Below are 26,616 nucleotides of genomic sequence, written 5' to 3' on the forward strand. Positions count from 1 at the left end.
GACTGAAGATTCAGAAGATCCGACGATGGTCCGTGATGACTGCGGCGCACCGATTGACGTCGGCGAACTCGGCGATACCGGCCAGGTACACCTGGCCGACCGAGCCCCACGCGGATTCCAGCTTCAGCAGATCCGGCCAAGCTATCAGCTCGATCGCGTCAATTTGGCCGCCAGGCGAGCTACCATCCGGGTGTACATAGGCCTTGGCCGCGTCTACCCGTGACTGGGTGTATTGGATGAGGCCGGGCTGGTCGCGGAACTTTTCGCCATGCGCAGCGAATCGCGCCTCGAACTCGGCGTCGTCGAGCCCGGCTCGCCGGCTGATCGAGACGGTGATCTTGGCCGTGCCGACCGGCAACAAACCCCGATCAAGTAGCTCGCGCTCCCGACAGAGCAAAGTGATCGTACTGGACAGGTCAGCCATGCCCGGTTCATCGGGACGCAGTTTCTCCAGATACGCGGGGCTCTGCAGCAGTTGTTCGACTGCGGCTTCGTTGTCGAACCAGATTTCGCCAACGCCGTCGTAGTCCAGGGGTGCCAGACCGTCTACCGTCGGATTGATCCGATGGTTCTGACAGTACCGATTGATCGTGCCATTGGCCTGAACCGAGCACAGTCGGCCCAACTCGCCGTGGATCGCGTGCCAATGGTAATGAAACCGCTCGGCAGGCAGCTCTGGGTTGCGTGAGACGAGTTCTATCAGTTTGACGCCGGGAGCGTAGGACATGGTCAGTTTCGCCATTCTCTTCAGCTCGCCGCACATCCGACGGACGGCGACGCGATGCGGGTATGGGGCCGACACGCTACCCGCCGAACGCAACCAATAACTCGTCCTACGGCTTGCGCGCTGGCTCTTCTTCCGGTTGAGTCGCGCAGGTATCCGTGCTACAGGACTGTTTGCGCCAGCGTTGGATGATCGCGAAACTGAGCAATGCCAAGGAAATCAAAGCAAGGAATGGTTGGATTGGCGCCCAGATGCTCAGCGCGCCGGAGGTACCTAGCACGATCAGGATGATCTTGTTGCAGACCGGGCAGCCGACCGCGAACACCGCGAGCAGCACGGCGCCCAGTGGTGTCCGATGTGTACGGTCCGGTAGCGCCGTGGCGCCAGGTAGTGCGAACCACGCCGCGGTGAGGAGGATAGTGGCGGCGAGTACGGGGTATTCCCACCAGCGGACCGGAACCTCGCGCGAGAACAGGGGCGTGTCGATGATGTCGGTGGGTACGCCGACCACCAACAGGGTGAGCACGCCGGCCAAGGCGGCGCGATAAGGCCAAGCGATTCGAGCCAGCATCGACGCCTCGCTGTCTTCGGGTCCCGGTCAGTTGCCGACACCATGCTACTATGCATCATAGTAGAGTAATGCGACCGCAAGATCCCTAAAGATTGCGATCCCGGGGCGCCGACGACCACGGTAAACTCGCTAACCTTTAAGAACGCGGTCACACCCAGTCACCGCAGATTGCGGTCAGGTATGTCCGCGTCGTCCGTGGTCCGGACGCGGTTTGGCAGCAGCACGGCCGCGACGATGAACAGCAGTGCGCCGCCGCCAGCCTTCGTCCAGCCCTGGTGGAGGTGCTCGAAGCCGCTTTCCGAAAGCCCTTGCTGGAGCATGAACAGTCCGGTGACAACCAGCCCGATCAGCCCGGCGAAGCCCACCAGCAGTCGCCCTTTGCTCGCCGCTCCGATGAGCGCGAGTACGGTTGCGATCATGAGTGGCATGGCCAACGATCCGATGAAACCGGCTGTGTCTGGGCCCAGCCCGTTCCACAGCTGGCTGAGCGGAATATCCATGCCCTCCCGCCGGCCGATCCACCGGCCAAACGCGCTCAACACCAACGCGATCCCGCCGGCGAGCGTGCAGACCACGGCGGATACGTAGCGAACCATTCTCGCCGCCGCGTCGTCAGCTGTCCTGGGGGTAGAGCGCGCGGGCCGCGGCTCGGCGGCGGTGGCGGTTACCGAGCACGTCCGTACTGTCCAGGAACTGGTCGACATTGCCCACCACGGGCAGCGCACGCACGGTGTCCTCGCTGATGGATTCGCGCAGCGCGTGCGTGAACCGTTCGGCGTGCAGGGTCCGGAAGGGCCGGTCGTGGTACGGGCGGGTACGCGTGTCGATGTTGGCCGTGAGGCCGAGGTCATTGTGCATCGCGGCGATCGTTTCGTACGCCGTGGCAAGGTGGCCCACGCGGTCGTACCAGCCGGTCGCGCGCAGCGCGGCGGTGAAGACGGGCGTCAGCGTCGTGGCGCAGGGCAGCCGCGCGAAAGCACTGCCGAGCCACTTGCCGTACGGCGGATACGTGCGTGCCAGCAGAAAGCACAATCGGGTCAGGTCGCGAACCAGACGGGCGGCCACGATCGCCGAACCGAGCTCGTCGCCGACCTGGCCGCACCGGCCGGTGAAGGCCTCTTCCTGGCTGATCCGCTGCCACTGACAGGCGAGCAGGTAACGCCACAGATCGTCGGGGTACCAGGAGAGGCGGTGCCGGGCGGAGTTGAGTCGCCCCAGCCCGTCGTGGAAGACCTCACCCGCGGTGACCTCGGCCAGGGTCTGGGTGGGGGTGGCAAGCCAGTCGAAGACCGTGATGTCGGCGAGTGGATCGAAGCCGAGGTGGTTGGTGAACCAGCCGTCCAGGTCAGCGACGACGACGCCGTGCCGCAACCGTCCCGTGGTTGCCCGCATCTGCCGATTGCCGCCAGCGGTGCGCGGTTCGAGATTCGTCGGATATCCCAGGAAAGTGCGTGGCAGATGATCGGCCAGCAGCTCGGTGATCGCGGCGCCATGTCGGTCGAAGTCCCGCTTGTTCAGGAACAGCTGCACGCGCGGAGCCCAGTCGTGGTCAGTGGACTGCGCGGTGTCGAAACCGAGCACTTCCGAGCCCGTACCGATCAGCGCGGCCGTGTGTACCAGGCCAGGCAGCTGGTCCTGCAACAGCGGGGCGACGGCATCCAGGTAGAAGCGGTGCGCAAGCCGCAGGCCGGGGATGAACTCGGTAGCCATGTGGGGATGCTGGCATCCGGGACCACGTACGGCGACCGAATATCGCCCAGCAACGCCGCGAGCTGTGTGACGCGAGCTCGAGGGATTTTGTGATCGCCGGTTGTTGCGAGATCGGTGGAGCTTCCCTGATCACGCTGGTCTAGTCAGGGCCCCACAAGCAGGAGAGCGAGAACGACAGCGAGCGGTCGGGGAGGGTCCACGCCAGCTCGCGGTCGTACATCGCCCGCTACGGTTGTATGCGGTTGCGGCGTCGGATGAGCCAGATGGTCGCGGCGGTGCCACCGAGTAGCGCCACGCCGCCTGCTCCGGCGAGTACCGGTACTAGCGGGAATGAGTTGGTGGTGGGTGCTTCGGCGATGTTGGCGGTGTTCTGGGTGTCTCGCTGTTCGCCGAACACGTCCTCGGCTTCCGTGCCACCGTTGCTGGCGTATTCGGGGCCGTTTTCGGGTTCGCCGGTGACGGTTAGTTCCAGCTCGATGTCGACCAGCGTGGGTGGTGGGTTGTTGCCGCCGCCTTGGCCGAGTTTGACCCCGATGTAGTACCAGTCGGCGACGGAATGGTGGCGCTCGCTACCTTCCCGGTTGAGGTAGCGCACTGGGGGTGTGGCGAGCGGGCCGAGAGTGGTCGCGTTTCCGGTGTAGGCGTCGGTGTTACCGCCGTCCATCAGTGGTGTGTACCGGTTGGGTGTGTACAGGTCGGTTTTGATGTTGGCGATGCGCGCGTCGTCGTTGTCGGCGAAGTTGACTTGGTAGGCGAGTCCTTGGCCCCAGTCGAGGTTTACGCGGTAGAAGACGTACTCGCCGTGGGCGAGGGAGTCCTGGTAGGCGCCGGAGTCGTCCAGTGTCGCGGCGGAGCTGAATGAGCCGCCACCGATCACGGGTTGTGCCTGGCCGTTCTGTTCCCGGAGTTCGACGTTGCTGGTCTCGGCTGGTTCGCCCTTGCTACCGGTTACCGGTGGTTCGATGCCGATCTGCATTTCGACGGGCAGTTCGGTTTGCTGCGCGGTGCCCGAGTCGCGGAGCACGTACATGGTGTAGGTGCCGGCTTCTTGGCAACCGCCGCTCATACTCCCACTGGTGGTGTCGAGGGCGAACTGTGCGGTCAGCGGCTCGCCGTCTTGCCCCATGCTCGCGGTCGTCCGTACTCCTCCTTCGTCGACGCATTCCGCGCCGGATGGGGAGATCACGTTGATCCCGAGCGCGTCCACATCGGCGATGCCGCCTTCGCCGCGGGCGAGTGGCACGGTGGCACTGAAGTAGCCAGTGCCACCCTCGGGGATGTCCACCGCGTAGTGCTTGCGCTGTTGTGGCCCGAGGCTGTCCACGTACTGGCCGGGTCCGATTTCCGGTGCGCCTGCTGGTTCCTGGGTACCAGTTACCGATTCACCGGCTGGTTGGTAGTTGCGTAGTGCGACGCTGGTGATGCGGGGTAGGGCCTGTTCGAGTGCTTCGGCGTCGGGCGCGCGGGTGTAGGTGCCGCCGGTGGTTTCGGCGATGCAGTTGAGTTGTTCGCTGGCCTCGTCGTCGACGCCGAAGCCGACGGCGTGCACGACCGTGTTGATGCCTTCCTCGGCGAGTTCGTCGGCGACGTCGCAGGGGTCGGGTGGTGCGCAGGTGTCGAGTCCGTCGGAAACGAGCACGATGGCGCGTTGCTTGTCGTCGGGTAGTTGGTCGGCTGCGGTGCGCAGGGAGTGTCCGATGGGGGTGTAGCCACTGGGTTGGATGCCGTCCACCGCGGTGGTGATGGCTTGGCGGTCCAGTTGTTTCACGTCTTGCAACACGGAGACGTCTTGGCAGCCGGCTTCTTTCTCGGCGGGTGTTTCGCCGGTTTCGGTGCCGTAGGTGGTCAGGCCAAGTCGGGCGTCGTCGGGCAGCATGTCGACCAGTGAGTGCACCGAGTTCTTCGCGGCCGCCATCTTGGTGCCACCGCTGGGGTCGTTGTCTTTCATGGAACCCGAACCGTCCAGGACCAACATCGTTGGCGCGTACTCGACCTGCACCCGCGGAGCCTGCTCGTTCCCGGATGGCTGTGCTGCTGCCGGGGCCGCGAGCAAAGCACTGGCGACGGACACGGCGGCCAGCGCGGCTAGCTTGTTTCGCCACCTGCTCATTGGTTCTCCCTAAACCGTCGTATTTCCCATTCGACTGGGCGGAGCCGGCCGCCGATTCGGAACGTCGAAGGACATACGCGTAGCAATAAGAACCATGCGCACCAGTAGAACCACGCGGAGCAGTAGAACCGCTGTGCCGCGGACTGCGCCGTCCCATTGGGCAACCAGGACGCTAGCGCCGTGACATGGTCGTGCGGGCTGCGAGTAACGCACTGAACTGCGATCAAGTCGAGAAGGCCCGTTGTCGAGCAGCTGGCTGCCGCCGGCTACGCAATGGTCAATGTGGAGGTTGACCAACGGTTCGCCGCTAGTCGCACCCCGGTCGACGATCCATGAGCGCGTCGGGCGAAAAGCGCACTCGACGGGGTTACGGATCGGCCTGTCGCGGTATTGCCCAACACTGGCGGAAGTTTGCCCAACCGTGTGTTTACCGATGTTCTCAGCCTACCGAGTCTGTGGCTGCCACATTCCTATCCCGGTTGTCCGCAGCATGCGCCGGACGAGCACCTACCAGTAGCGCCCGCTCGGCGGGCTTGTCTTTGGCTCCTACACCGATCGGCATGGACGAAAGAAGGCGTTGGTACTCACCATCTGGATCATGCTCGTCGGCACCGCCTTGTTGGCGGCGATGCCTACCTATGCGCACATCGGGTTTCTCGCCCCGGTGGGCGTGATCCTCGCGAGGCTGATTCAGGGTTTCGCCGCGGGCGGCGGATTCGGCGCGGCGACGTCGTTCTTGATCGTGAAGAACGAGCGTCGCAAAGGATTGCTCGGCAGTTTCCAGTTCGCCAGCCAGGGCCTGGCAACGCTACTGACCGCTGGATCCGCGGCCCTGCTGACCGCATTGCTGTCCGACGACCAGATGAGCTCGTTGGGTTGGCGCCTGCTATTCGTGTTCGGACTATTCATCGGCCCTGTCTGCTACTACATCCGCCGCCACGTCGAGGACACCCCAGTCCCGACAGGATCCGCTGAATCCGCGGGACGCTCGCCGATCCTGAATGTGTTCCGCGAGAAGTGGGCGGACTGCTGATCGCGGGGTGAGGCCTTGGTCGTCTCGACCGCGTTGAACTATTACCTGCAGTACTTGCCCACCTACGGGTCAACGAGTTGGGCCTGGATGAGTCGCTGTCGTACCTGGCCCTGATGATCACGGGCGTGATCCTCACCGTCGGCGCCCCTTTCGTCGGCATGCTTGCTGACAAGCTGGGGCGCTTGAAGGTCATGCTGCCCGCCGCGACACTGATCGGCGCGGCGGTCGTCCCGCTGTTCGGATGGGCCACCGCAGGTCGGTCTTTTACCGTACTGCTGGTAGGCATGGCGCTTCTTGGTCTACTCAAGGCCCGCTACTTCGGAGCGCTGCCTTCGGTGATGGCGGACACGTTCCCGGCACGTACCAGGGCAACGGGCTTGTCATTCAGCTACAACACCACGGTCAGCATCTTCGGCGGGTTGACGCCGATGATCGCGACCTCACTGATCGCGCTCACCAATTCATCGATAGCACCGGGCTACTACATCCTGGCCACCGCATGCGTGAGCATTGTCGCCCTGCTAGCCGGGAATCGACGGCGCGGTTTCCGTTGAACTCGGGCCAGTCGCGGTATGGCAGCTCGTGACGTCCACGGCGTAGGCGGTGCCGCCACGTCGCTTGCTGTAGGTAACGGTCCAGAGCAGACCACAATAGACGGTCAGCCCGGTGACAAAAGGATTCCAAACCCAAAAGCGCAGGTCAGCGATAATACTGACCTGCGCTTGGATGGTGCGCCAACAGGGACTCGAACCCCGAACCCGCTGGTTAAGAGCCAGCTGCTCTGCCAATTGAGCTATTGGCGCGCACTGCACCGGTTACTCACCGGGCGAACGAGAAGAACGTTAGCACAGTGGCTCAGAGGCCTTGTGCAGGGGCCCGGTCGCCGGTAACGAACGTGCGTCGACATTGCCGGGTGCGTGCTGGACAATCGGTGCCGTCCGGCACACTTGGAGCTCGGTAGTCACACTGAGGGGACAATCGAGCATGTCGGGGCTGCGTTTTCTGGCCCGCCACCGGGGCGGCGCCAACAAGCGGGACAGGATCACTGGATCAGCGCGGGCGGCGAGTGTCGCCGGCCTAGCCGCGCTCACGCTGACCGTGGTGACGGCCCTGGCCGGCTGTACGCCGTCTCCCGCGGAACAGGTCGCGAACACCGGGCAGCAGGGCTCGGCGAAGCCGAGTGCGCCAAGCAAGCCGATCTCGATGAAGTTGAACCCTTCGGACGGCGCGAACGACGTGGAACCGGGTAAGCCCATCACGGTCACCGCCGAGCACGGCAAGCTCAGCAAGGTCACCCTGACCGGCGAGGATGGCACCCCCGTCAAGGGCAAGATCGTCGATGACGGGGCGCGGTGGGTTTCCGGCGAACCGCTCGGCTTCGGCAAGGGTTACACCGCCAAGGCCGTGGGCACTGGCTCGGACGGCGAGCGCGCGGTGGAGAGCTCCAGTTTCCGCACCGCGACCCCGCAGGGGACCGCGACGGTGTCCGTGCAGCCAACCGACGGTGAGACCGTAGGTGTCGGCCAGCCGTTGATCTTCACGTTCAGCACGAATATTCCGGACAAGGAAGCCGCGGAGGAGGCTCTGCGGGTGAGCACCGATCCGGTGACCGATGGCGCGTTCTACTGGTTCGACGATGCCACCGTGCACTGGCGGCCCAAGGAGTACTGGACGTCCGGAACCAATGTGGACATCAACGCCGCCATCTACGGTAAGGACCTTGGCGGCGGCATCTATGGCGGGGACGACCAGCGGGCCAAGGTGCAGATCGGCGACCGCGTCGTCGTGATCGCCGATGGCGCGAGTTACCAGATGTCGGTGTCGATCAACGGCAAACAGGTGCGCAAGATGCCGATCTCGATGGGCAAACCTGGCTATGACACGCCACACGGCACCTACGTCGCGATGAGCGAGCACCAGGGCTACACCATGGACTCGACGACCTACGGGGTCGCCGAGGACGCTCCGGAGGGCTATCGAATCTGGGTGGAGATCGCTACCCGCATGTCCTACAGCGGCATCTTCTACCATTCGGCTCCGTGGTCAGTGGCTCAGCAGGGAAGCGAGCATTCCAGCCACGGCTGCATCAACCTGTCGTCCGAGGACGCGCGCTGGTTGCAAGGTGTATCCAACAAGGGCGATGTGATCATCGTGCGGAACACCGACGGTCCCAAGCTGGAGCCGACCGATGGCTGGGGTGACTGGCAGATCCCGTGGGAGCAGTGGCTATCCGGCGGGAAGCGAAACGGCTGAATCGATAGCAGGCACCGGTAGCGCGCGGGGTTGGTGACATCCCGTGACCGCGTTCTTTCAGGTTAGCGGTCACGGGGTCCGCTCCCGTTGCGTCGCGTACTCGTTCGTCTGGGTGGACACAATAGACATAAAAATCCCCCGTATCGACTGGATACGGGGGATGCTTGTATGGGGTGAGTGACGGGACTTGAACCCGCGACATCCTGGACCACAACCAGGTGCTCTACCTGCTGAGCTACACCCACCATGCGCTGCCGCGCTAGCGCGGCAGCCGCTGGACGATATCTTAGCCTTCCCGGAAATCCCGGTGCGCACCGGGCTCGGTTTGCCGGGCTGGCCGCACCGATCGCGTCACGCGGGCGGGTTGGTGATCTCGGCCGCGGCCGCCCTTGCCTCGTCACTGCTCGGCCCCGGCTGCGGTACGAAGGCCACCCGCCGGTAGTAGCTCAGCTCGCTGATCGACTCCTGGATGTCGGCGAGCGCCCGGTGCGCGAGCCCCTTCTCCGGCTTCGCGTAGTAGATCCGCGGGTACCAGCGCCGGACGAGCTCCTTGATCGAGGAGACGTCCACCATCCGGTAATGCAGATGCGCGTCCAGCGCCGGCATATCGCGGGCGATGAACCCTCGGTCGGTCGCGATCGAATTACCCGCGAGCGGGGCGGACATCGGCTCTGGCACGTATTCCCGCACGTAGTCGAGCACTAGTTGCTCGGCTTCGGCGAGGGACAGGGTGGAGCTGCGCACCTCGTCAGTGAGCCCGGACTTGCCGTGCATCTGGCTAACGATCTCGGGCATGCCGGCCAGCGCTGCATCGTCGGCATGGATAACCAGATCGACACCGTCGCCAAGGATGTTCAGATCGGCATCGGTCACCAGCGCGGCGATCTCGATAAGCGCGTCCTTGCCGAGATCGAGCCCGGTCATCTCGCAGTCGATCCATACCAAGCGGTCATTCACCCGGGAGAGCTTAACCAACTCGGCGGCCAATGTTGGCCACTACGGGCACACGTCCGCGAGCCGTGGCGCGTGATAGGACGACGCCGGAGCCGTTCAGCGGCGATGTCCTTCCGCGTGGTACGTCGCGGACATCACCGCATCGCGCAGGGCGGCGCGGAGCCTGCCCACGTCGAGCGGGTTGAGTACGGCTGCTTCGCCTGGCGGCGCGATGAGCACCACTCTGCCGTTCGCCGCCGATACCGTGAGGCCGCGTTTGCGCCCGGCCATGTCTTGACAGTTGACCAACCACTCGTCCTGCGTGTGCACCCCGACCTCCACGGTTCCGTCAGTTCTCCTGGCGTTGGTTGTGGGACGGGTTACCCCGGATCGGCTTACGTGGCTTCTCCTGCAATTTGCGGAAAATCCTTCTGACCAGACGGTCGGGGGTGTGCGAGGACGTGCCGCGCACCCCCGGTGGTGGTTACCGTCTGGCGTTTACCGGCGCCGTCTCCGTCGCCGGCGTGACCGGGTGCGCAACGTTCTCCCGGACGGCGTTAGCGGCAGGAGCGTTCGGCCGCCGCGGAGCTGGCCGCGCGATCAGCGTGAACGCGATCAGGGCCGCGATCGCCAAACCGGCCATCACCAGCGCCATCGGCAGCGCCGAGGACTGCCCGCCGAGGCCGACCAGTGGCGCGGCCAGGCCACCGACCACGAACTGCAGCACGCCGAGTAGCGCCGAGGCACTGCCGGCCGTCTTCGGGTTCGCGCCGAGCACCAGTGCCGTCGCGTTCGGCATCACGAATCCGTTCCCGGAGATCAGCAGGAACAGTGGCGGCAGCAGTCCGGCCAGACCAGCGCCGCTGACCGCGGCGATCACGAGCCCGATGCCGCCGATGCTGGCCAGGATCAGCCCGGTCCGCAACAGCCCGCGTTCGGAGAACCGGCCGACGATCCGGCCGTTGATCTGCCCGAAGGCGACAAGGCCGATCGAGTTCAGCCCGAAGACCAGGCTGTACGCCTGCGGGCTGAGGCCGTAGAGGTCCTGCAGCACGAACGAGGAACCGGAGATGTAGGCGAAGATCGATGCGAACATCAATCCGCAGGCCAGGCCGTAGCCAATGAACATCCGGTCGGTGAGCAGGCCGCCGAAGACCCGTAGTGTCCCACCGATCCGGGCGGGTGCCCGCCGCGCGGTTGGCAGCGTTTCCGGAAGGCCGAAGGCCACGACGGCGAACAGGATCGCGCCGAACGCGGCGAGTATGACGAACACGCCACGCCAGGTGGTGAACTGCAGTACCTGACCGCCGATCACCGGCGCGAGGATCGGCGCAAGCCCAGTGACCAGCATCAGGTTCGAGAAGAACCTGGTCATGGCCTTACCGGAGAAGAGGTCACGTACCGCCGCCCTGGCGATCACGATTCCGGCGGCGGCGCCGATCGCCTGGAGCGCGCGGAACAGCATCAGCGTTTCCACCGTCGGCGCGACCGCGCACCCGATGGACAATGCGGTGTAGATCGCGAGCCCGACGAGCAGCGGCTTGCGCCGGCCGAGTGAGTCGCTGAGCGGGCCGGCGATGATCTGGCCGAGTGCGATACCGATCACGCATGCGGTCAGGGTGAGCTGGACCGAGGATGCGCTGGTGGACAAATCGCCGGCGATTGTGGGCAGCGCCGGCAGATACATGTCGATGGACAGTGGTCCAAGCGCGGTCAGCCCGCCGAGGATGAGGGCGAACCGCAGCTTGCGTCGTCGAGAAACTCCGTTCGTAGTTGGCTGTGTGGACGTAATGGTCGTCGTCATCCCGCTCCCACGGTTGCACCGTGTCGTTGTTCGCACGGGCCGGCGGGGCTCACCTCGCGGGTCCGCGCATTCCTTTCCCATTGGGTTTCATCGCCGTGAGTGGGTAACAAGTTAGCCAGAGCAACTATTTCGATTGTGGTCTTTCGCACGTGGGCGTCGCCCGGTTGGGCGGGCCACGAGGCTCTTCGTGGCGGCATGCCGCTGGGTGGGGTAGTGCGGTTGAGCCGTTTGGCTGATAGAAATACGTGTCCGCGGTCACAGTGACGTGACCGAGTTTCGCTGCTGCGATCGCGGGCAACTACAGCCCGTGCTCGATCACTACGGATGCGTGTTCAGTTCGGGCTGCCGTTCCCGTAACCACCATGGAGCTGGTGAACATGACATCCTCGCAGTACCTCGCGAGGCGGGCCTTCTTGGCTCGTGTGGGGATTCTCGGCGCGGCGGTTGGTGCCGGCGGTCTGCTGCCGCGAGCGGCGCTCGCGCAACCCGGAAATCCACTCGACGACGTGGTCGCGCTGCTGCGGCCGGTGCTGGCGAAGCTGGCTACCGACACGATGAACGGCCTCGTCGTATTCGTCTGCCCAGGGCCGGACGAATACTCGAAGGCACAGGGCACGCCGCGCGGCGATCCCGGCGCGCTGGAGGCGGATGCCGCGCGATTCCTGACCGAGGCGCTGGACAATTTCGTGCCGTTCCCCGATGAACTGGCCAGACCGGTCACCGCCGCGCTCACCACTGGTCTGGCGGACGCCGGCATCGAACTGCCCGGCCTCGACGCCTTGCCGAACGAAGTAGCCACCTTGGACAAGGCACTGGGCTCGCTGTTGCGCAACGATGCCACGATCCCGCTTTCGCTGCTGATCGCCGGATTGCTCAATCTGGTGGCGACCACGGTCAACCCCGCCGCGGTGAACGGTCCGTTTGTCTCGCCGTTCGCTCGACTGTCCTTCGACGAGAAGGCACGGGCCTTCGAGGTTATCGAAACGCCGCTGGCCAGCCTAGTGTCGACATTGGACGTTCAGTTGCCGCAGCCGCTCAGCGAGTCGGTATCCGGACTGCTCAAGTTCGTTGGTGGCGCACTGCTCGAGTTCGCCGCGTTCGGTTCGTACGGCGAGTACGCGGTCTTCGACCGCGAGACCAAACAGCTCACCGGCAGGCCGGTCGGCTGGCAGCTCACCGGTTACCAGCCGGACGGACCTGTCGAGGGCTGGGACGAGTTCATTGGCTACTACCAGGATCGCACGGAGGTGCAGGACTGATGCGCGATGTCATCGTGATCGGCGCGGGTGGTGGCGGCCCAGTGGTTGCCAAGGAGCTCGCCGCCAAGGGACTGGACGTGCTACTGCTGGAGGCTGGTCCCCGACACGAAAACCCACGCGAACAGTGGACGTCGTTCGAGGACGATGCGAACAACCCGCTTACCGGGTACTTCCGGCTCGGGCCGACTGATCGTTCGCGTCCGGCGTGGTTTCGCGAGTGGTCGCAGAACTCGTTCGTCTGGCAGCTGTCCGGGGTCGGCGGGACGACTCAGCACTTCTACGGCAACTACCCGCGAGCCTATCCGGGCGTGTTCAACGATTACTCGGGCGCCGACGCCGGCGAGTACGACAAAGCACACCGGTTCCCGTTCGGCTACGGGGAGATGGTCCCTTACTTTGAATGGGTAGAGACGACCGCACCGGTTATGACCGCGGCCATGGGGCGTAAGGAGGAGCGGTTCTTCCGTGGCTGCGAGACCCTCGACCTTCCGGTGCAAACCACAAAGACCACGCGCGGGCCGTCCTACCGTCCACAAGAGAACGCGATTCTCCAGCCGGGCGGCACCGCGGGACGAACCAGTGACCGGAACCTGCTGAACTACCCGCAGGCAACCGGGTGCACCTTCTGCGGTTACTGCTTCCAGGGCTGTATGCGGCCAGTCGGCGGGCCGCGAAACCAGTACGCCAAGCGTTCCACGGACAACAGCTACGTGCCGATGGCGCTGACCGCGAACGTATGGGCGACCGAAGGCAGGGCGGCCACGCTGATCGCCGATGCCTACGTGACGCAAGTACACGCCGAGAACAGGGCGGGCAAGCTGACCGCGACCGGCGTGACCTGGCGGGAGAACGCCTCCGGCACCGAACACCGGGAAGACGCGAAGGTCGTGGTGATGGCCGGTGGCTGTACGGAGAACCCACGGTTGTGGCTGAACAGTGGTCTGCCGAACCCGAATGGCTGGGTCGGCCGCGGATACACCGACCACTTCTTCGACTGGGTTTTCGGGGTGTTCGACGAATCGGTTGGCAACCCGAAGGGCGTTGGTTCCGCCGCACGCCTCGATTTCCCTCCCTACGGTGGCCTGGAGAACGTCGGGCTACCGCCCGCGCTACACGCGTTCGCGATGAACCTTTCGGACAGCGGTATTCGCGGGCAGTACGCCAACGGCAGGGGGATGACCGGCGAATGGGACGGGCCAGCCGGCCGGGTACTTGGTCCCGAGCTCAAGGACATGGTCAGCGGCGGGCTGGAGAACATCCTGAGCGTGCTGGTGATCACCGACGACGACGTGGAGGCGGATAACCGGGTCACGCGTTCGGCGCTGCCCGCGGATGAGAACGGTCCGATCCCGAAGGTGCACTTCAGGGCACGCCAGCGAACCGCGCGAACGCTGCGCAACCGGGAGTTCATGGCGCGCAAAGCGACCGAACTACTGCGCGGTGCCGGCGCGCGCGAGGTGTACCGGATCGACTGGGCTCCGCTGATCCTGCACGTGCAGTCCTCGATGCGGATGGGTGAATCCGAAAAGGACTCGGTGGTGGACGCGACCGGCCAGTCGCGCGCGGTGCGCGGGCTGTACATCGCGGACAACTCGGCGCTGGCCAACGGCTTGGGTAGCCCGAACCCGACGCTGACCACACAGGCGCTCGCCACCAGGACAGCGGAGCGAATCTTCCAGGAGCACTTCGGTGGCCTCCCGTGGGTGCGTACCGAATCGCCGGTGGTGTCCACGGACCCTCGGGTGAGCACCCGGCTGGCCGAACTCGGTCTCTGACTCCTGCCGCGCGGTGGTCGTGACGGCGTTATACCTGAGGTGTCGATAGTTCGCGCGGGTCACCGGTTGGTTATGCTCGGTGGTTATGAGCGAGCAGACCGCGTCCGTGCTCGCCCGCGCGGCTGACCTCACGGCGGCAGGCGACGCGGCATCCGCCATCCGGCTGCTGCGTGGTCTGCTGGACATCGAGGACGCCAACGCCGAGGTATGGTGCCGGCTGGCCGCCGCGCAGCTGGAGATCGAAGAGCCCACGGCCGCGCTGCGGTCCGCCGGCCAGGCACTGCGGCGTACCACGGCTGCCGACCGGACCGGCCAGGCGTGGGCGCACCGGCTACGCAGTCTCGCGCTCGTCGAGCTGGGCCGGCGTGGCGAGGCGATCAGCGCGGCCCGCGAAGCGGTACGCACCGAGCCGCGGAACTGGCGCACGCATATCACCCTCGCCGACTGCTTGCTCACCGACGAGCGCACCGTTGCCGATGCCCTCCGCGCGGCGCAACAGGCCGTGCGGCTGGCGCCGGAGCACTCGCGGCCGTACGAAGTGCTCGGCGAGGCCGCGGAACGGTTCGGTGATCCGGAAGGCGCGGAAGACGCCTATCAGACGGCGCGTGCGCTCGACCCGCAAAGCGAGCTAGCCATCGAAGGGTTGACCCGGCTGCGCGCCGATCAGCCACCACCGAGGGCACCCGACCGTCCGGCGCGAGTGGCCCAGTCACTGCCGCCGGGCCCACGGGCCGATACTCATCGTGCCTTCGGCGGACTGCTCCGGCGCCTCGGCGCATGGCTGGCCGGCGGTTCCATGCTGCTGATGCTCGCCGGAATGCCGAACCCCACCAGGCTGCTCGCCTGGTTCGGGCTCGGACTGCTCCTGGTCTGTCTGCTCGTCGCGGGCGGGGCGTTGCGGGCATTTCCCGGGGTAAGCCGATGGCGGCCGAAATACTGGTGGCAGGGCAGCGTGCTGCTGATGATCGGCGCCGGCACGCTTGCCGGGGCATTGCTCCTGCTGGCGAGCTGGACTACGTTGCTAGCTCTCGATCTCGCCGCGACCCGACTGCTCACCCTCGCGTTGTGCTGCGCCGCGGCCACCGGCGTGATCGGCTACCTGACGGGTCCACATCGGACGAGACGATCGGGCAGGAAGGGCTGAGCGATGCCGCAACCGTTCGGCGCGTACCAATCGGAGATCTACCTGAACGGGCTGAACGGAGTGGTTCCGGACTTCACTACGGACGGCACCGCGCTCGAGGCCATGGCCAGGGAGGTGCTGCGGCCAGAGCCGTACGGCTACGCCGCTGGCGGAGCCGGCTCGGGCGCGACCATGCGGGCGAACCGGGAAGCCTTCGACCATTGGCGGATCGTGCCTCGGATGTTGACCGATGCCACCGATCGGCAGCTGGCCACCACCGTGCTGGGTACCGAGTTGCCCGCGCCCGTGCTGCTCGCGCCCATCGGCGTCCAGTCGATCCTGCACGAGGAAGGTGAACTGGCCACCGCACGCGCGGCGGCCGCACTCGGGGTGCCCATGGTGCTGTCCACCGCGTCCTCGTATTCCCTCGAGGACGTCGCCAAGGCGAGCGGAGCCGGGCCGAGATGGTTCCAGCTGTACTGGCCGAATGATCCCGAGGTGGCGGCCAGCCTGCTGCAGCGGGCGAAGCGGGCCGGCTACAGCGCATTGGTGGTCACCCTGGACACCTGGACGCTCGCCTGGCGGCCGTCCGATCTCGACCAGGCCTTCCTACCGTTCATTCGCGGCACTGGAATCGCGAACGCGCTCACCGATCCGGCCTTTCGCGCACTGCTCGAACGGACGCCGGAGGAGGACCCGCAGGCAGCGATCCTGCGCTGGGTTGGCATGTTCACCGGCACGGACAAACGCTGGGACCAACTGCCATTCCTGCGCGAGCACTGGGATGGGCCGATTCTGCTCAAGGGCATTCAACACGTGGACGACGCGCGCCGCGCGGTGGAGGCGGGCATGGACGGCGTCGTGGTCTCCAACCACGGCGGCCGTCAGGTGGACGGCGCGGTCGCCTCGCTGGACGTGCTGCCTTCGATCGTTCGAGCCATCGGGGAGCGCGCCACCGTCCTGTTTGACTCGGGTATCCGTAGCGGTGCCGATGTGGTCAAAGCGCTGTCCCTTGGCGCCAACGCGGTCCTCCTCGGCCGCCCCTTTGCCTACGGATTGGCGGCTGGTGGTGAATCCGGGGTCCGGCATGTGCTCCGCAGCCTGCTCGCGGACCTCGATCTGACCATGGCGCTGTCCGGAAACGCGAGGCTGGCCGGGCTCAACCCCGATGTGCTGACCCGGAGCCTGTGACCGCAACATCCCTCAACATTGCGGTCACAGCTCGCGCACCAGCTGGAGTAGCTGGTCGGTACGGGCACCGGGAGCGCTCCTGGTGAGCAGTTCGGCGATGGCGAACAGGTCGAGGGCTTCGGCGATCCGTTCCCAGTTGGCCGGCGCGCCGGTCAGCTCGCGGTAGTTGTCCCGGAAGCGCTCCCGGTACTGGGGTGGATAGTCAGCGGCGAAGCGCAGCATATTTCCGGCATCCACCAACCCATTGCCACTGTGGCTGAATTCCCAGTCCAGCACGGCGCTGACCCGCCAGTGCCCGCCGCGCCGCTCGGCTAGCAGATTCTTCGGGTTGAAATCGGAGTGCACCAGCTGAGCGCGATCCACCTCCCCGGCGAGTTCCGGAGCCAAGCGCTTGGCCACGGCGACCAATCTCGCGCGTTCGCGCGCATCGAGCAGCCGCGCGCAGTTCGGCTCCGCGAGACATCGTTCGACGAACCTGACCAGATCCGTTGGAACCTCCATTGTGGAGCGCCGAAGCGAGCCGTCGGCGAACCAGCCGGGGCCAGCGAACCCGATCGAACCGATCGCCGCGAGCGTGGCCGCGATGTCCTCGCCAAGCTGCCCGGCCGCCCGATCATCCACTGTGGGCAACAACTCGGCGAGCGTGGCGCCGGTCATGAACCGGGAGACAAGGACCGCGCTGCCGGCGGCCGAGCCATCCGGATCAATCGCGATCGGCTCGGGTACCGGGACGACGCCGGCCAGTCGGGTGGCGAGGGCGGCCTCGACCTCGCTGCGGTTGGCCTCCGGGTACTGGCGAAGCACGTACCGGTGCCCGGATTCGGTGTGCAGCAAACGGTTGTGGTTGCGAAACCCTCCGGACAACCACCGCACCGCGGTGACCTTCAGGCCAATGCCACGCAACCAGTTCCACAGCTGCGCGCCCAGCTCGTCACTTGGCGTCGGCATAGCACTCCACGATCGCGATCTCCAGCGGGAAGCGAACTTTCGTCCCGGGAAAAACGAGCTCGGTAGCGATCCGCGCGGATTGTCGCAACAGTGCACGGACGGTGTCGGCCTGCTCGGTGGGGCAGTGCACGAGTACCTCATCGTGCAGGTAGAACACGACGTGCGCGCCCGGTGCCTGCTCGGCGAGTTTGCCCCGCAAGGTGGCGAGCAGCACCAGTGCCCATTCGGCGGCGGTTGCCTGCACCACGAAATTTCTGGTGAACCGCCCCCATTCGCGGGCGATTCGCCTGGTACGTCGCTCAGCCGCGGCGTCCTCGGTGCTCATTCCGGTCGCCGCGCGCCACTGCTCGCTCGGTGGCGGACTGGTCCTGCCCAGTTGCGAACGCACCAGTTCGCCCCGCTCGCCGGCCAGCGCCGCGGATTCCACGTAGTCGACGGCCAATGGAAAGCGTTTGCGCAACGTGGCGAGCAGTGGCCCGGCCTCGCCCGAGGTGCCGCCGTACATCGCCGAAAGCATCGCGATCTTCGCCCGCGCCCGGTCGCCGGCGAAGCTGTCGGCCGCGAGGTTTTCGTACAGATCCGCGGAGCCGGACACCTGGGCGAGCCGATCGTCTTTGGCGAGCGCGGCGAGCACCCTCGGTTCCAACTGCGCCGCGTCGGCCACCACCAGGCGATGCCCCGCATCCGCACGGACCGCGGTCCGCAGCTCCTTCGGCAGTTGCAGCGCCGCGCCACCACGACTTGCCCACCGGCCGGAGACAACCCCGCCGACCACGTAGACCGGGCGGAACCGGCCGCCGGAAACCCAGGTCTGCAACCAATGCCAGCCATGCGCGGCGTACAACCTGGCGAGCTCCTTGTACTCGAGCAGGTCGGGTATCGCCGGATGGTCGATCTCGCGCAGTACCCAGGCGCGTGTCGAGGGCACATCGATGCCCGCCGAGGTGAACGCGCGCACCACGCTGGCCGGGTGGTCGGGATTGATCGGGCGCCCGCCGAACGCCACACTGATCCGCTCGGCGAGTTCGGCGAGCTTGCGTGGACGTTCACCCGCGCTCGGCCGCGGCCCGAGTAGCCGTTCCAACAGCGCAAGGTGCACATCGGTACGCCATGGCAGACCTTCCTCGGCCATCTCGACGGCGGCCAGCGCCCCCGCCGATTCCGCAGCTGCCAGCAGGCGTAATCGCTGTGGTTGGGCGGCCTCGGCGATCGCCCGTTGCTGGGCCAGATACACCTCGGTGGCCGCCCGCAGCGGCTCTACGCCTTTCGGTATGGGTTGTCCGGTCGGCTCGAAAAGGCCCGGTTGGTCGGGCTGATGCGGCAGTGCCGGCTCGGCATCCGGCGGCTCGGGAAGGCCATGCAGCCGAGCCCAGGCGGCCGGTAGCCGATGCGGCGCCGCGTGCCTGCCGGCGTGCCCGAGAAGCAGCGCCTCGGTGAGCGCCAGATCGTGACAGCGGCCGAGCCGGATACCCGCACGGTAGAGCGCAGGGTACAGCTGTTCGGCTGCGGGGATGACCCAACGGGGTTGGTGCGCGTGTTCCAGCTCGGCGATTCGAGCGGGGTCGACCCCCTGCTCCACGGGGTCGACCCATTCGGGCGAGTTGTTCGGCAGCGGAGCACCGTCGGCGACCCCGCGGAGTCGGAAGGTGCCCTCCGCGTCCGGGATCAACACGATTCGCACCAGGCAATTCTGCCTCGCACGGCCGACAGTTCGTATCGACAGCGAGCCATACTGGCTAGTAGGTTACTGGGCACTAGCTCGCGACGGCAGCGTGACATGGAGGTCAGCATGCTGAAGGCCGCGTCCATAGTGCCGGGTGCGATGGAGCATATGTCCGAGCTCTTCCGCAAGCTCGCGGTCCTGCAGCGTTCTGGGGTGTTCTCGATGGCCCGGCCGGACGAGGGGCTACGGGCATTACGCGCGGTTCGCCAGCTCGGTCCGGTCGCCGGCGCGGTGCAGACCTCCGCGCGCCGCGCGCCGCGCGATATCGCGCTGCACGACGAGCGCGGCGAGTTGACCTACCAGCAGCTCGACCTCAAATCGAACGCGCTTGCCCGCGCGCTCGCCGCGCGCGGCGTCGGCTGTGGCACGGTGATCGCCGCGCTGTGCCGGGACCACAGAGGACTGGTCCTCACCATGCTCGCCTCCGGCAAGCTCGGTGCCCGGTTGCTGCTGATGAACACGGGTTTCGGCGGTGGGCAGCTCGCCGATGTGGCGCGCAGGGAAGGCGTGCGGGCGCTGGTGTACGACGAGGAGTTCACCCAGCTGCTCGCCGAGGTCGACGGCACCGTTGATCGATACCTCGCCTGGGTCGACGATGACTCCGCGGCCGCGACCACGGATACCGAGAAGCTGGACGAGTTGATCGCCAGCACCGCGGATCGCCCAGTGCCGATCCCGGCGAAGCCGGGCGGTTTCGTGTTGCTGACCAGCGGCACTACCGGAAGCCCCAAGGGTGCCCCACGGCCGAAGCTGTCCGGGCTGGACTCGGCGCAGTTTCTGGATCGCATTCCGCTGCGCACCGGCATGCGGACTTACGTAGCCGCGCCGCTGTTCCACGGCACCGGGCTGTCGATCTTCATCCTGTCCCTCGCGCTTGGCTCGCAGGTGATCCTGCGGCGCAGATTCGACCCGGAGTCCGCGTTGCGTTTGATCGCCGAGCGGCGTTGTACGACGCTGGTCGTAGTGCCGACCATGTTGCAGCGCATGGTTGACCTTGGGGCGGATGTGCTCGGCCGCTACGACACGTCCTCGCTCGAGGTCGTGTTCGCCGCTGGCTCGGCGATCTCGCCGGATCTCGGGAACCGGGTGCTGGATACCTTCGGTGAGGTGCTGTACAACTTCTACGGTTCGACCGAGGTCGCCTGCCTCGCGGTGGCTACCCCAAGCGACTGGCGGACGGCCCCGGGTACCGCCGGTCGCCCGCCGGTCGGCTGCCGGTTGGCCTTGTACGACGATGCTGGCCAGCCGATCACCGAGCCCAATGTCACCGGCCGGATATTTGGCGGGAGCGCGCTGGCTTTCCAGGGCTACACGGATGGTCGGAACAAGGAACGCATCGATGGCCTGCTCTCCAGCGGGGATGTTGGGCATTTCGATGAGCGCGGCCTGCTCTTCGTGGATGGCCGCGACGACGAGATGATCGTCTCTGGCGGGGAGAACGTCTTTCCCGCCGAGGTGGAGAACCTGATCGCGGAACGGCCCGATGTACTGGAAGCCGCGGTGATCGGCGTGCCGGATCCGGATTTCGGCCAACGATTGAAAGCCTTCGTCGTGCCAGCCGAAGGCGCGCAGCTGGCCGCCGCGGATATTACGGATGAGGTGAAGGCGAAGCTGGCCAGATACAAGGCGCCGCGCGATGTGGTATTCCTTGCCGAGCTGCCGCGAAACGCGACGGGCAAACTACTGCGCAACAAGTTGGCCGATTCTGGTTGATAGCTCGGCGTGCTGGGTCACCCGGTGCCAGCTTGCTGCCCCGCGTACGGTGCGGCATTCATTCCCACTTGATACCGAAGACGCCGGGACCGAAGTCCAGCGCTACCGCGTGTGCGCCATTGGCCGGGTCGATGGCCAGTTCATGCCATTCCGTGGTCTCGTCGGAGCTGCCCCTTTGGTATTGCCAGCAGCTTTTCGGAGTTCGCTCGGTAGCGAACCGTACTTCGAGTAGATACTCCCGGATTTTGCGCCGGAACTCCCGCCAGTTCGTGTTCTGGCAGGTGGGAAAGGGTGGTCCGGTATTGCTCAGCGAATACTCGATGAGAAACGTTTCGTGCTGGTTTATTTCACGGTCGAATAGTAGTTCGGCGGCAACCAAACCATGCTGTTCGTCCGTTGCCATCTTACCTACCCGGCAATTACGTAGCGCCTGCAATCTGGGTGGCGGGCTGGCCGGATCGTCCTGATTGAACACCAGTAGCCAACTGCGCTGGCCATCCGCGTTGGCCTGGAACACCGCGCGGGTCGTGAGGCTGCGCTGACCGCCGTCAGCGGCGATCTCGCAGCTGTCGTGCAGGCCGATCAGGTCCAGTTGCTGGGGTTCGGCGAGCGCGTTCGGTGCGCCAATGCGCCGCAGCAGAGCGTCGAGTGCCGGACGGTCGAACCGCAGGGTGCTGTTGGGCGGCGCCGGCTCGGCTGACCGGCTGGCCGAACCGCGCGGCCGAGGTGCTTTCACCAGGCCGAGCAGGGAGCCGGGGGAGACCCCGAGGATCTTCTCCAGTTCGCCGAGCGCGGCCAGCGAGCCACTGCGCTCGGGCTGCCGCTTCCCCGATTGCCAGTAGCTCAGCGCGGTGACGCTAATCGGAAATCCGCGTGACCTGAGCCGAGCTTGAATTCGATCGAGGCTGAGCCCACTTTTGGAAATTGCACTTCGCAAGGCGGCCGCGAAATCCTGGTTCCCCGGGATCCCGGACGTCGAGTCGTCCGCAGTCGGCCCTGCCATCCGTGCTGACCCCAGCAATCTGACGTAACCCGCGTCGGTATAACGAGTGAGCTGACTGTACCACCGGGACATGGTCTTTTAATGCCAAGCACGGCTCGGTCTTCGCGTTCCTCGGTACAGCTCAATGGTTCTGCTCCATTCGGCCTAGTTCTGGTAACTGGCAAATGTTGCTCAATTACTTACCGGTGAACTTGTATGGCTGTTATCGAGTGACCGGAAAACGGGAAGGTAACCATGCTGACCAGTCGAAGGAATCGAAGCCGGCTGTTCGCGGGCATCGGCGCGATCAGCGCGATGGCGACAGCCACGGCTGTGCTGGCGACCCCAGCGCAGGCTACCGGCGAGATCGAGATGGCCAACAGCGAAACCGCGGTGGCGGACAGCTACCTGGTTGTCCTCAAGGACGGCGCCACCGGGGCAGGGACGCGGATCGGTGCGCTGGCAGACGGCCTGGCCGAGCGCTACGACGCCAATGTGTCCAAGGTCTTCGGCAGCGCACTGAATGGGTTCTCCATCCAGGCCAGCGAGGCCGAAGCCAAGCGGCTGGCCGCGGACGGCGCGGTGCAGTCGGTGAGCCAGAACCAGCGGTTCCACGTTGCCGACGAGCAAGCGAACCCACCTTCCTGGGGTCTTGACCGGGTGGATCAGGCAGACCTACCGCTCGACCAGAGCTACACCTACAACACCAAGGCGGACAACGTCACGGCGTACGTGCTGGACACCGGCGTGGACGCCAGCCACGAGACGTTCGAAGGCAGGGCGAGCGGCGGCTTCGACGCCATCGACAACGACGACGACCCCGCCGATGAACATGGTCACGGCACGCATGTCGCCGGCACCGTGGGTGGCGCCGAGTACGGCATCGCCAAGGGCGTGCAGATCGTTCCGGTTCGGGTACTCGACGCGCAGGGCTCTGGCACGACGGAACAGATCGTGGCCGGCATCGACTGGATGACCCAGAACGCGCAGGGGCCGTCGGTGGCCAATATGAGCCTCGGTGGGCCGGTGGATGAGGCGCTCGATGAGGCGGTGCGTGGTGCCGTCGCGGGCGGCGTCACATTCGCGCTCGCTGCTGGTAACGAGTCGCAGGACGCCGCCAACGTCTCGCCAGCCCGCGTGGAAGAGGCGGTCACCGTCGCGGCCAGCACCCAGGATGATGGTCAGGCCAGCTTCTCCAACTTCGGTTCGGTCGTGGACCTGTACGCGCCAGGCGAGGACATCGTGTCCGCTTCGCTGGGCGGCGGGGAAGAGTCCAACAGCGGCACGTCCATGGCTTCGCCGCACGTCGCTGGCGCGGCCGCGCTGTACCTGGCGGACAACCCCGATGCCGACCCGGCACAGGTGTCCGAGGCACTGACCTCGTCGGCGGCCGCTGACAAGATCACGAATGCCTCGCCGGATACCGCCAACCTGCTGCTGCAGACCATCGGGCAGTAGGCGATGGCTTCGTCGGTGATCCGGCCGGAGCCATCCGGGCCAGCCGGCCCGGCCAACTGAATATCGTCGGTACCCCTCCTGACGGGTGGCCCAGCGTGGTGGTGTGACGCATCCCCGCTGGGCCACCCGTGTCACGTGAGCACGAGGCGCGGACCGCAAGATCCTTGACGATCGCGGTGGCGAGCGTGGTTGCTTCCGCTTCACTTGATCGCGAAGCTGACCCCATGGGCGCGATCTATCTTGTTCGGCATGGGCAGGCCTCGTTCGGCGCGGCGGACTACGACAACCTCTCGGAGCTCGGCGTACGGCAGTCCGCGATCATCGGAGCCACACTTCGCGACCGTGGGGAACGGTTCGACCGGGTGCTCAGCGGGACGCTGCGCCGGCAGCGCGACACCGCCGCCGGAGCGCTCGCCGCGGCCGGCTGGGCACGGTCCTACGCGACGGATGCCCGCTGGAACGAGTACGACCACATCGGACTTGCCGGAAACGCGGGCGACGGCAGTGCGAGCCGCGACCGGCAGGCGGCGAACCGGCAGTATCAGCGCAAGCTGGAGGAAGCCATCGAGCAATGGGTAGCCGCGGGCGAATCCGCCGCTTACCCGGAAAGCTGGGTGGGCTTTCAGGCACGGGTTCGCGCGGCCTTTGACGAGCTCGCGGAAAACCTCGGCAGGGGTGGTCGGGCGCTGGTTTTCACCTCGGGCGGGGTGATCGCGGCACTGTGCGCCGGCCTGCTCGGCGGCGCAGGGCAGGCGTTCATCACCCTGAACCGGGTCGCCGTCAATGGCGCGTTCACCACGCTGGTGACCGGTCGCTCCGGGATCAGCATGGTGTCGTACAACGAGCACGCGCATTTCACCGGCAACTCCGCCGACCTGCTCAGCTATCGCTAGCCGAGTAGTACATAGCCGAGCCCGGCTAGGCCGAGCAGTACGACGAGCAGCGTGGCCGCGCCCGGTAGCAAGCCGTCACCCACCGGTCGGGACAGCCGGAACCGACGTACGCTCCGCCGGTACCTCGCCCCGGCGAGCACCCCAACCAACACCGCGAGCGGAATACATCCAACGGCGATCACGGCCGCGACGACTCCGTTGACATACGCGACGAGCCGGCTCAACGCGACCGCCGCGACGAGCAGGGCCAGGCAGGAACGTACCCAGGCGAGCGCCGTGCGCTCGGCCTGTAGCCCCGGATCGGGCGTCCCAGCCAGCTCAGACATCAGCGCAACACCAAGACGACCGCGCCAACCCCGGCCACGGCAAGGCCAACCCCGAACACCGCGGCCATCCGCAGCGGCGGCAGCGCCCTGCCGAGCCTTATCGCGCGTTCGGTAGCGGCCCAACGGACGAACGCGCCGACCGCCGAGAGCACGCCCAGCACCAGCAGGCCGACCGCGAGCGCCCGCTCCAACGGGCCGACCGGCAGCAACGCGCGGATCCCGACGCCGCCGGCCATCAGCGCCAACCCGGTACGCAGCCACGCGAGGAAGGTGCGTTCGTTGGCCATCGAGAAGCGGGGATCGGGATCGGCTCCCACGCCGTACACGCGTCGCGGCCAGCGAGCCCGATCGGGTCGCTTGTGGTCGGCATGTTGGGGATCTGTTGGCACGCCTTCACGATAATCAGCGGGCGACTTCCCGCCAGCGACACGCGGGAGATGCCCAGTTTGTCCATTGCGACACGTGGTACGCGGCAAAATCCAGCCGAGGGGATGTTCTTGCTAGCCCATCCGTGGGATAGCGTGGGCCCGCTTGAGTCCAGTTGCGTCACAGATCCCGAGGGGGTTGCTCCCTCAGCTGGGTAGCGCGCCGGAAGTGCACCGCGGAGTTGCCGGAAATGCGGCAGCCCAAGGGGAGGCAGTGGAGTGAGCCAGAGCGACATGATCGAGCGCACGCGTATCGAGCCGGCGCGGCCGCGGCGACGTCCGTGGCTGGCGCTCGTCGCGGTGTGTATCGGTATCGGCATGGTCGGCCTGGATGGCACCGCGGTGACCATCGCCTCGCCGCATATCGCCGAGACCACTGGCGCGAGCCTCGGTGATCTGCAATGGGTCGCGAATGCCTACCTCATCGCACTGGCCGCTGGACTGTTGCCGGCTGGCCGGCTCGCCGACCGGATCGGCCGGCGTCGCACCTTCACCATCGGGGTCGTCGGTTTCGGCGTCACCTCGCTGGCCATCGCGTTATCCACCGATGTCACGGTGCTGATCCTGTTCCGGGCGTTGCAGGGCATCGCCGGCGCGCTGTTGCATCCCGCCGCCTTGGCGCTGGTGCGCTCGGTGTTTCCACCCGGCAGGCTGGGGGCCGCGCTCGGGGTGTGGGGTGGCGCGAACGCGCTGGCCATCGGCCTCGGCCCGGTGGTCGCCGGGGTGATCATCCAGGCGTCCGGCTGGCCGGCGGTCTTCCTGCTGAACGTGCCGATCGCCGCGCTTACCGTGGTATTGATCTACCTCGCCGTCGGCGAGTCGAAGGGGCCCGGCGGTGGCCTGCTCGGCCCGTTGCTGCAGCTGATCCGCATCCGCGCGGTGATCGTGCCAGCCTCGGTGCTGATCCTGAGCTCCTTCGCGGTATTCGGGCTGCTGTTCCTGCTCACGCTCTACCTGCAGAACGTGCACGAGTTCGCCGCGATCACCGCCGGTCTGTGGTTGCTCACGCCGATCGCCGTGGTCGCGATCAGCGCGCCGTTGAGCGGGATGCTTACCCAACGCTATGGGCCGCGCTGGCCGGTTATCGCCGGTGTCGTGCTGATGGTCGCCGGACTGCTTGGTCTGGCGCAGCTCACCACCGATTCCGGGTTCGGTGAGCTGGTGCGCCCCGCGCTGCTCGTCGGATTCGGCACCGGAATGTGCGCGGTGGCGGCCACGCAGTCGATCATGGGGGCGGCGCCGGATTCGATGACCGGGATGGCCTCGGCCATCCAGCAGACCGCCAGCCAGATCGGCGGCATCCTGGGTATCGGGTTGATGGGCTGGATGATGACGACACGGGTCAACTCGACACTGCCCGATCGCATCACCGAAGCCGGTCTTTCCCAGGGCCTCGGCACGGAGCTGCGGATGGGCGTCTCCGAAGTGACCCAGGGCGTCGTGCCAGAGACCAGCGCGCCGGACTCCGGACCGATCGCCGGCGCGGTGCGGGCCGTGGTGCAGATCGTCTTCGTCGACGGGATGGGTGTGGCGTTCTTGCTTGCCACCGCGGTGATCGCGCTTGGTGTGCCGCTGGCCATGATGCTGCGCCGCCGGGTGGTCGAGTCGGCCGAGGAACCGCTGGGCACCGAGAAGGGCGAGCCCGAGCCGGAGACGCCATAA

24 protein-coding genes and 2 tRNA genes are annotated in these 26,616 nt (G+C 66.3%); 11 read left to right on the plus strand and 15 right to left on the minus strand.

The window, feature by feature from the left end; all coding sequences use genetic code 11:
* Positions 1-10 precede the first annotated feature (10 nt).
* From EV191_RS23735 to EV191_RS23755, 5 genes are all read right to left on the minus strand, one after another.
* Positions 11-742, minus strand: coding sequence for an EthD domain-containing protein (locus EV191_RS23735; RefSeq protein WP_165913074.1), 732 nt, complete (start codon positions 740-742; stop codon positions 11-13).
* Positions 743-833: 91 nt separating this feature from the next.
* Positions 834-1,295, minus strand: coding sequence for a hypothetical protein (locus tag EV191_RS23740; RefSeq protein ID WP_132879547.1), 462 nt, complete (start codon positions 1,293-1,295; stop codon positions 834-836).
* Positions 1,296-1,453: 158 nt separating this feature from the next.
* Positions 1,454-1,891: a hypothetical protein gene (locus EV191_RS23745; RefSeq protein ID WP_132879549.1), complete on the minus strand. Its 438-nt coding sequence runs from the start codon at positions 1,889-1,891 to the stop codon at positions 1,454-1,456.
* 16 nt (positions 1,892-1,907) lie between these two features.
* On the minus strand, positions 1,908-3,005 hold the full coding sequence (locus tag EV191_RS23750; protein WP_132879550.1) for a DUF4037 domain-containing protein: 1,098 nt from the start codon (positions 3,003-3,005) through the stop codon (positions 1,908-1,910).
* Between the two features lie 226 nt (positions 3,006-3,231).
* A complete protein-coding gene (locus EV191_RS23755; protein WP_132879552.1) occupies positions 3,232-5,115 on the minus strand; it encodes a vWA domain-containing protein in 1,884 nt (627 codons plus the stop codon).
* Between the two features lie 577 nt (positions 5,116-5,692).
* Here EV191_RS23755 and EV191_RS30665 point away from each other — a divergent pair.
* Both EV191_RS30665 and EV191_RS30670 read left to right on the plus strand, forming a co-directional pair.
* A complete protein-coding gene (locus tag EV191_RS30665; RefSeq protein ID WP_243659181.1) occupies positions 5,693-6,148 on the plus strand; it encodes an MFS transporter in 456 nt (151 codons plus the stop codon).
* A gap of 77 nt (positions 6,149-6,225) precedes the next feature.
* Positions 6,226-6,702 carry an MFS transporter gene (locus EV191_RS30670; protein WP_243659182.1) on the plus strand — a complete coding sequence of 159 codons (477 nt, stop codon included), beginning with the start codon at positions 6,226-6,228 and terminating at the stop codon, positions 6,700-6,702.
* Positions 6,703-6,875: 173 nt separating this feature from the next.
* On the opposite strand, the gene EV191_RS23765 is transcribed toward EV191_RS30670, so the two are convergent.
* Positions 6,876-6,951, minus strand: a tRNA-Lys gene (locus tag EV191_RS23765).
* Between the two features lie 181 nt (positions 6,952-7,132).
* Between EV191_RS23765 and EV191_RS23770 the strand changes: the two genes are divergently transcribed.
* A complete protein-coding gene (locus tag EV191_RS23770; RefSeq protein ID WP_132879553.1) occupies positions 7,133-8,401 on the plus strand; it encodes a L,D-transpeptidase in 1,269 nt (422 codons plus the stop codon).
* 169 nt (positions 8,402-8,570) lie between these two features.
* Here EV191_RS23770 and EV191_RS23775 read toward each other — a convergent pair.
* From EV191_RS23775 to EV191_RS23790, 4 genes are all read right to left on the minus strand, one after another.
* Positions 8,571-8,646, minus strand: a tRNA-His gene (locus EV191_RS23775).
* Between the two features lie 106 nt (positions 8,647-8,752).
* Positions 8,753-9,358: an oligoribonuclease gene (orn, locus tag EV191_RS23780; protein WP_132879555.1), complete on the minus strand. Its 606-nt coding sequence runs from the start codon at positions 9,356-9,358 to the stop codon at positions 8,753-8,755.
* Positions 9,359-9,451: 93 nt separating this feature from the next.
* A complete protein-coding gene (locus EV191_RS23785) occupies positions 9,452-9,664 on the minus strand; it encodes a hypothetical protein (protein ID WP_132879556.1) in 213 nt (70 codons plus the stop codon).
* Between the two features lie 154 nt (positions 9,665-9,818).
* On the minus strand, positions 9,819-11,138 hold the full coding sequence (locus tag EV191_RS23790; protein WP_132879558.1) for a Bcr/CflA family multidrug efflux MFS transporter: 1,320 nt from the start codon (positions 11,136-11,138) through the stop codon (positions 9,819-9,821).
* Positions 11,139-11,515: 377 nt separating this feature from the next.
* Between EV191_RS23790 and EV191_RS23795 the strand changes: the two genes are divergently transcribed.
* The 4 genes from EV191_RS23795 to EV191_RS23810 all read left to right on the plus strand — a co-directional run bounded on the left by EV191_RS23795 (position 11,516) and on the right by EV191_RS23810 (position 16,486).
* Positions 11,516-12,397 carry a hypothetical protein gene (locus EV191_RS23795; RefSeq protein ID WP_132879559.1) on the plus strand — a complete coding sequence of 294 codons (882 nt, stop codon included), beginning with the start codon at positions 11,516-11,518 and terminating at the stop codon, positions 12,395-12,397.
* Complete coding sequence (locus tag EV191_RS23800; RefSeq protein WP_132879561.1) at positions 12,397-14,172, plus strand: GMC oxidoreductase; 1,776 nt, start codon at positions 12,397-12,399, stop codon at positions 14,170-14,172. The genes EV191_RS23795 and EV191_RS23800 overlap by 1 nt, the downstream gene beginning before the upstream one ends.
* An 85-nt stretch (positions 14,173-14,257) precedes the next feature.
* Positions 14,258-15,316: a tetratricopeptide repeat protein gene (locus EV191_RS23805; protein ID WP_132879562.1), complete on the plus strand. Its 1,059-nt coding sequence runs from the start codon at positions 14,258-14,260 to the stop codon at positions 15,314-15,316.
* A 3-nt stretch (positions 15,317-15,319) separates the two neighbouring features.
* A complete protein-coding gene (locus tag EV191_RS23810; protein ID WP_132879564.1) occupies positions 15,320-16,486 on the plus strand; it encodes a lactate 2-monooxygenase in 1,167 nt (388 codons plus the stop codon).
* A 24-nt stretch (positions 16,487-16,510) separates the two neighbouring features.
* On the opposite strand, the gene EV191_RS23815 is transcribed toward EV191_RS23810, so the two are convergent.
* Together EV191_RS23815 and EV191_RS23820 are read right to left on the minus strand one after the other, a co-directional pair.
* A complete protein-coding gene (locus EV191_RS23815; protein ID WP_132879565.1) occupies positions 16,511-17,434 on the minus strand; it encodes a phosphotransferase family protein in 924 nt (307 codons plus the stop codon).
* Positions 17,418-19,115, minus strand: coding sequence for a bifunctional 3'-5' exonuclease/DNA polymerase (locus EV191_RS23820; protein ID WP_132879567.1), 1,698 nt, complete (start codon positions 19,113-19,115; stop codon positions 17,418-17,420). The genes EV191_RS23815 and EV191_RS23820 overlap by 17 nt, the downstream gene beginning before the upstream one ends.
* A 150-nt stretch (positions 19,116-19,265) precedes the next feature.
* Between EV191_RS23820 and EV191_RS23825 the strand changes: the two genes are divergently transcribed.
* On the plus strand, positions 19,266-20,870 hold the full coding sequence (locus EV191_RS23825; protein ID WP_424565498.1) for an acyl-CoA synthetase: 1,605 nt from the start codon (positions 19,266-19,268) through the stop codon (positions 20,868-20,870).
* 58 nt (positions 20,871-20,928) lie between these two features.
* Here EV191_RS23825 and EV191_RS23830 read toward each other — a convergent pair whose 3' ends face one another.
* A complete protein-coding gene (locus tag EV191_RS23830) occupies positions 20,929-21,873 on the minus strand; it encodes a hypothetical protein (protein WP_132879570.1) in 945 nt (314 codons plus the stop codon).
* A gap of 234 nt (positions 21,874-22,107) precedes the next feature.
* Here EV191_RS23830 and EV191_RS23835 point away from each other — a divergent pair, with 234 nt between their 5' ends.
* Both EV191_RS23835 and EV191_RS23840 read left to right on the plus strand, forming a co-directional pair.
* The gene (locus EV191_RS23835) at positions 22,108-23,310 is read left to right on the plus strand and encodes a S8 family peptidase (protein WP_132879571.1); all 1,203 of its coding nucleotides are present in this window, start codon (positions 22,108-22,110) and stop codon (positions 23,308-23,310) included.
* A gap of 224 nt (positions 23,311-23,534) precedes the next feature.
* Positions 23,535-24,203, plus strand: coding sequence for a histidine phosphatase family protein (locus EV191_RS23840; protein ID WP_132879573.1), 669 nt, complete (start codon positions 23,535-23,537; stop codon positions 24,201-24,203).
* Here the strand turns inward: EV191_RS23840 and EV191_RS23845 are convergent.
* Both EV191_RS23845 and EV191_RS23850 read right to left on the minus strand, forming a co-directional pair.
* A complete protein-coding gene (locus EV191_RS23845) occupies positions 24,200-24,529 on the minus strand; it encodes a DUF202 domain-containing protein (RefSeq protein ID WP_132879575.1) in 330 nt (109 codons plus the stop codon). The two genes, EV191_RS23840 and EV191_RS23845, sit on opposite strands and share 4 nt — an antisense overlap.
* Entirely contained in the window at positions 24,529-24,918 is a 390-nt protein-coding gene (locus tag EV191_RS23850) for a YidH family protein (RefSeq protein WP_243659183.1), read from the minus strand. Before EV191_RS23850 ends, EV191_RS23845 begins: the two co-directional genes overlap by 1 nt.
* 255 nt (positions 24,919-25,173) lie before the next feature.
* On the opposite strand from EV191_RS23850, the gene EV191_RS23855 reads away from it, so the two are divergent.
* A complete protein-coding gene (locus tag EV191_RS23855) occupies positions 25,174-26,616 on the plus strand; it encodes an MFS transporter (protein ID WP_243659184.1) in 1,443 nt (480 codons plus the stop codon).

This window comes from Tamaricihabitans halophyticus, from assembly GCF_004340875.1.
Classification (GTDB): Bacteria; Actinomycetota; Actinomycetes; order Mycobacteriales; family Pseudonocardiaceae; genus Tamaricihabitans; species Tamaricihabitans halophyticus.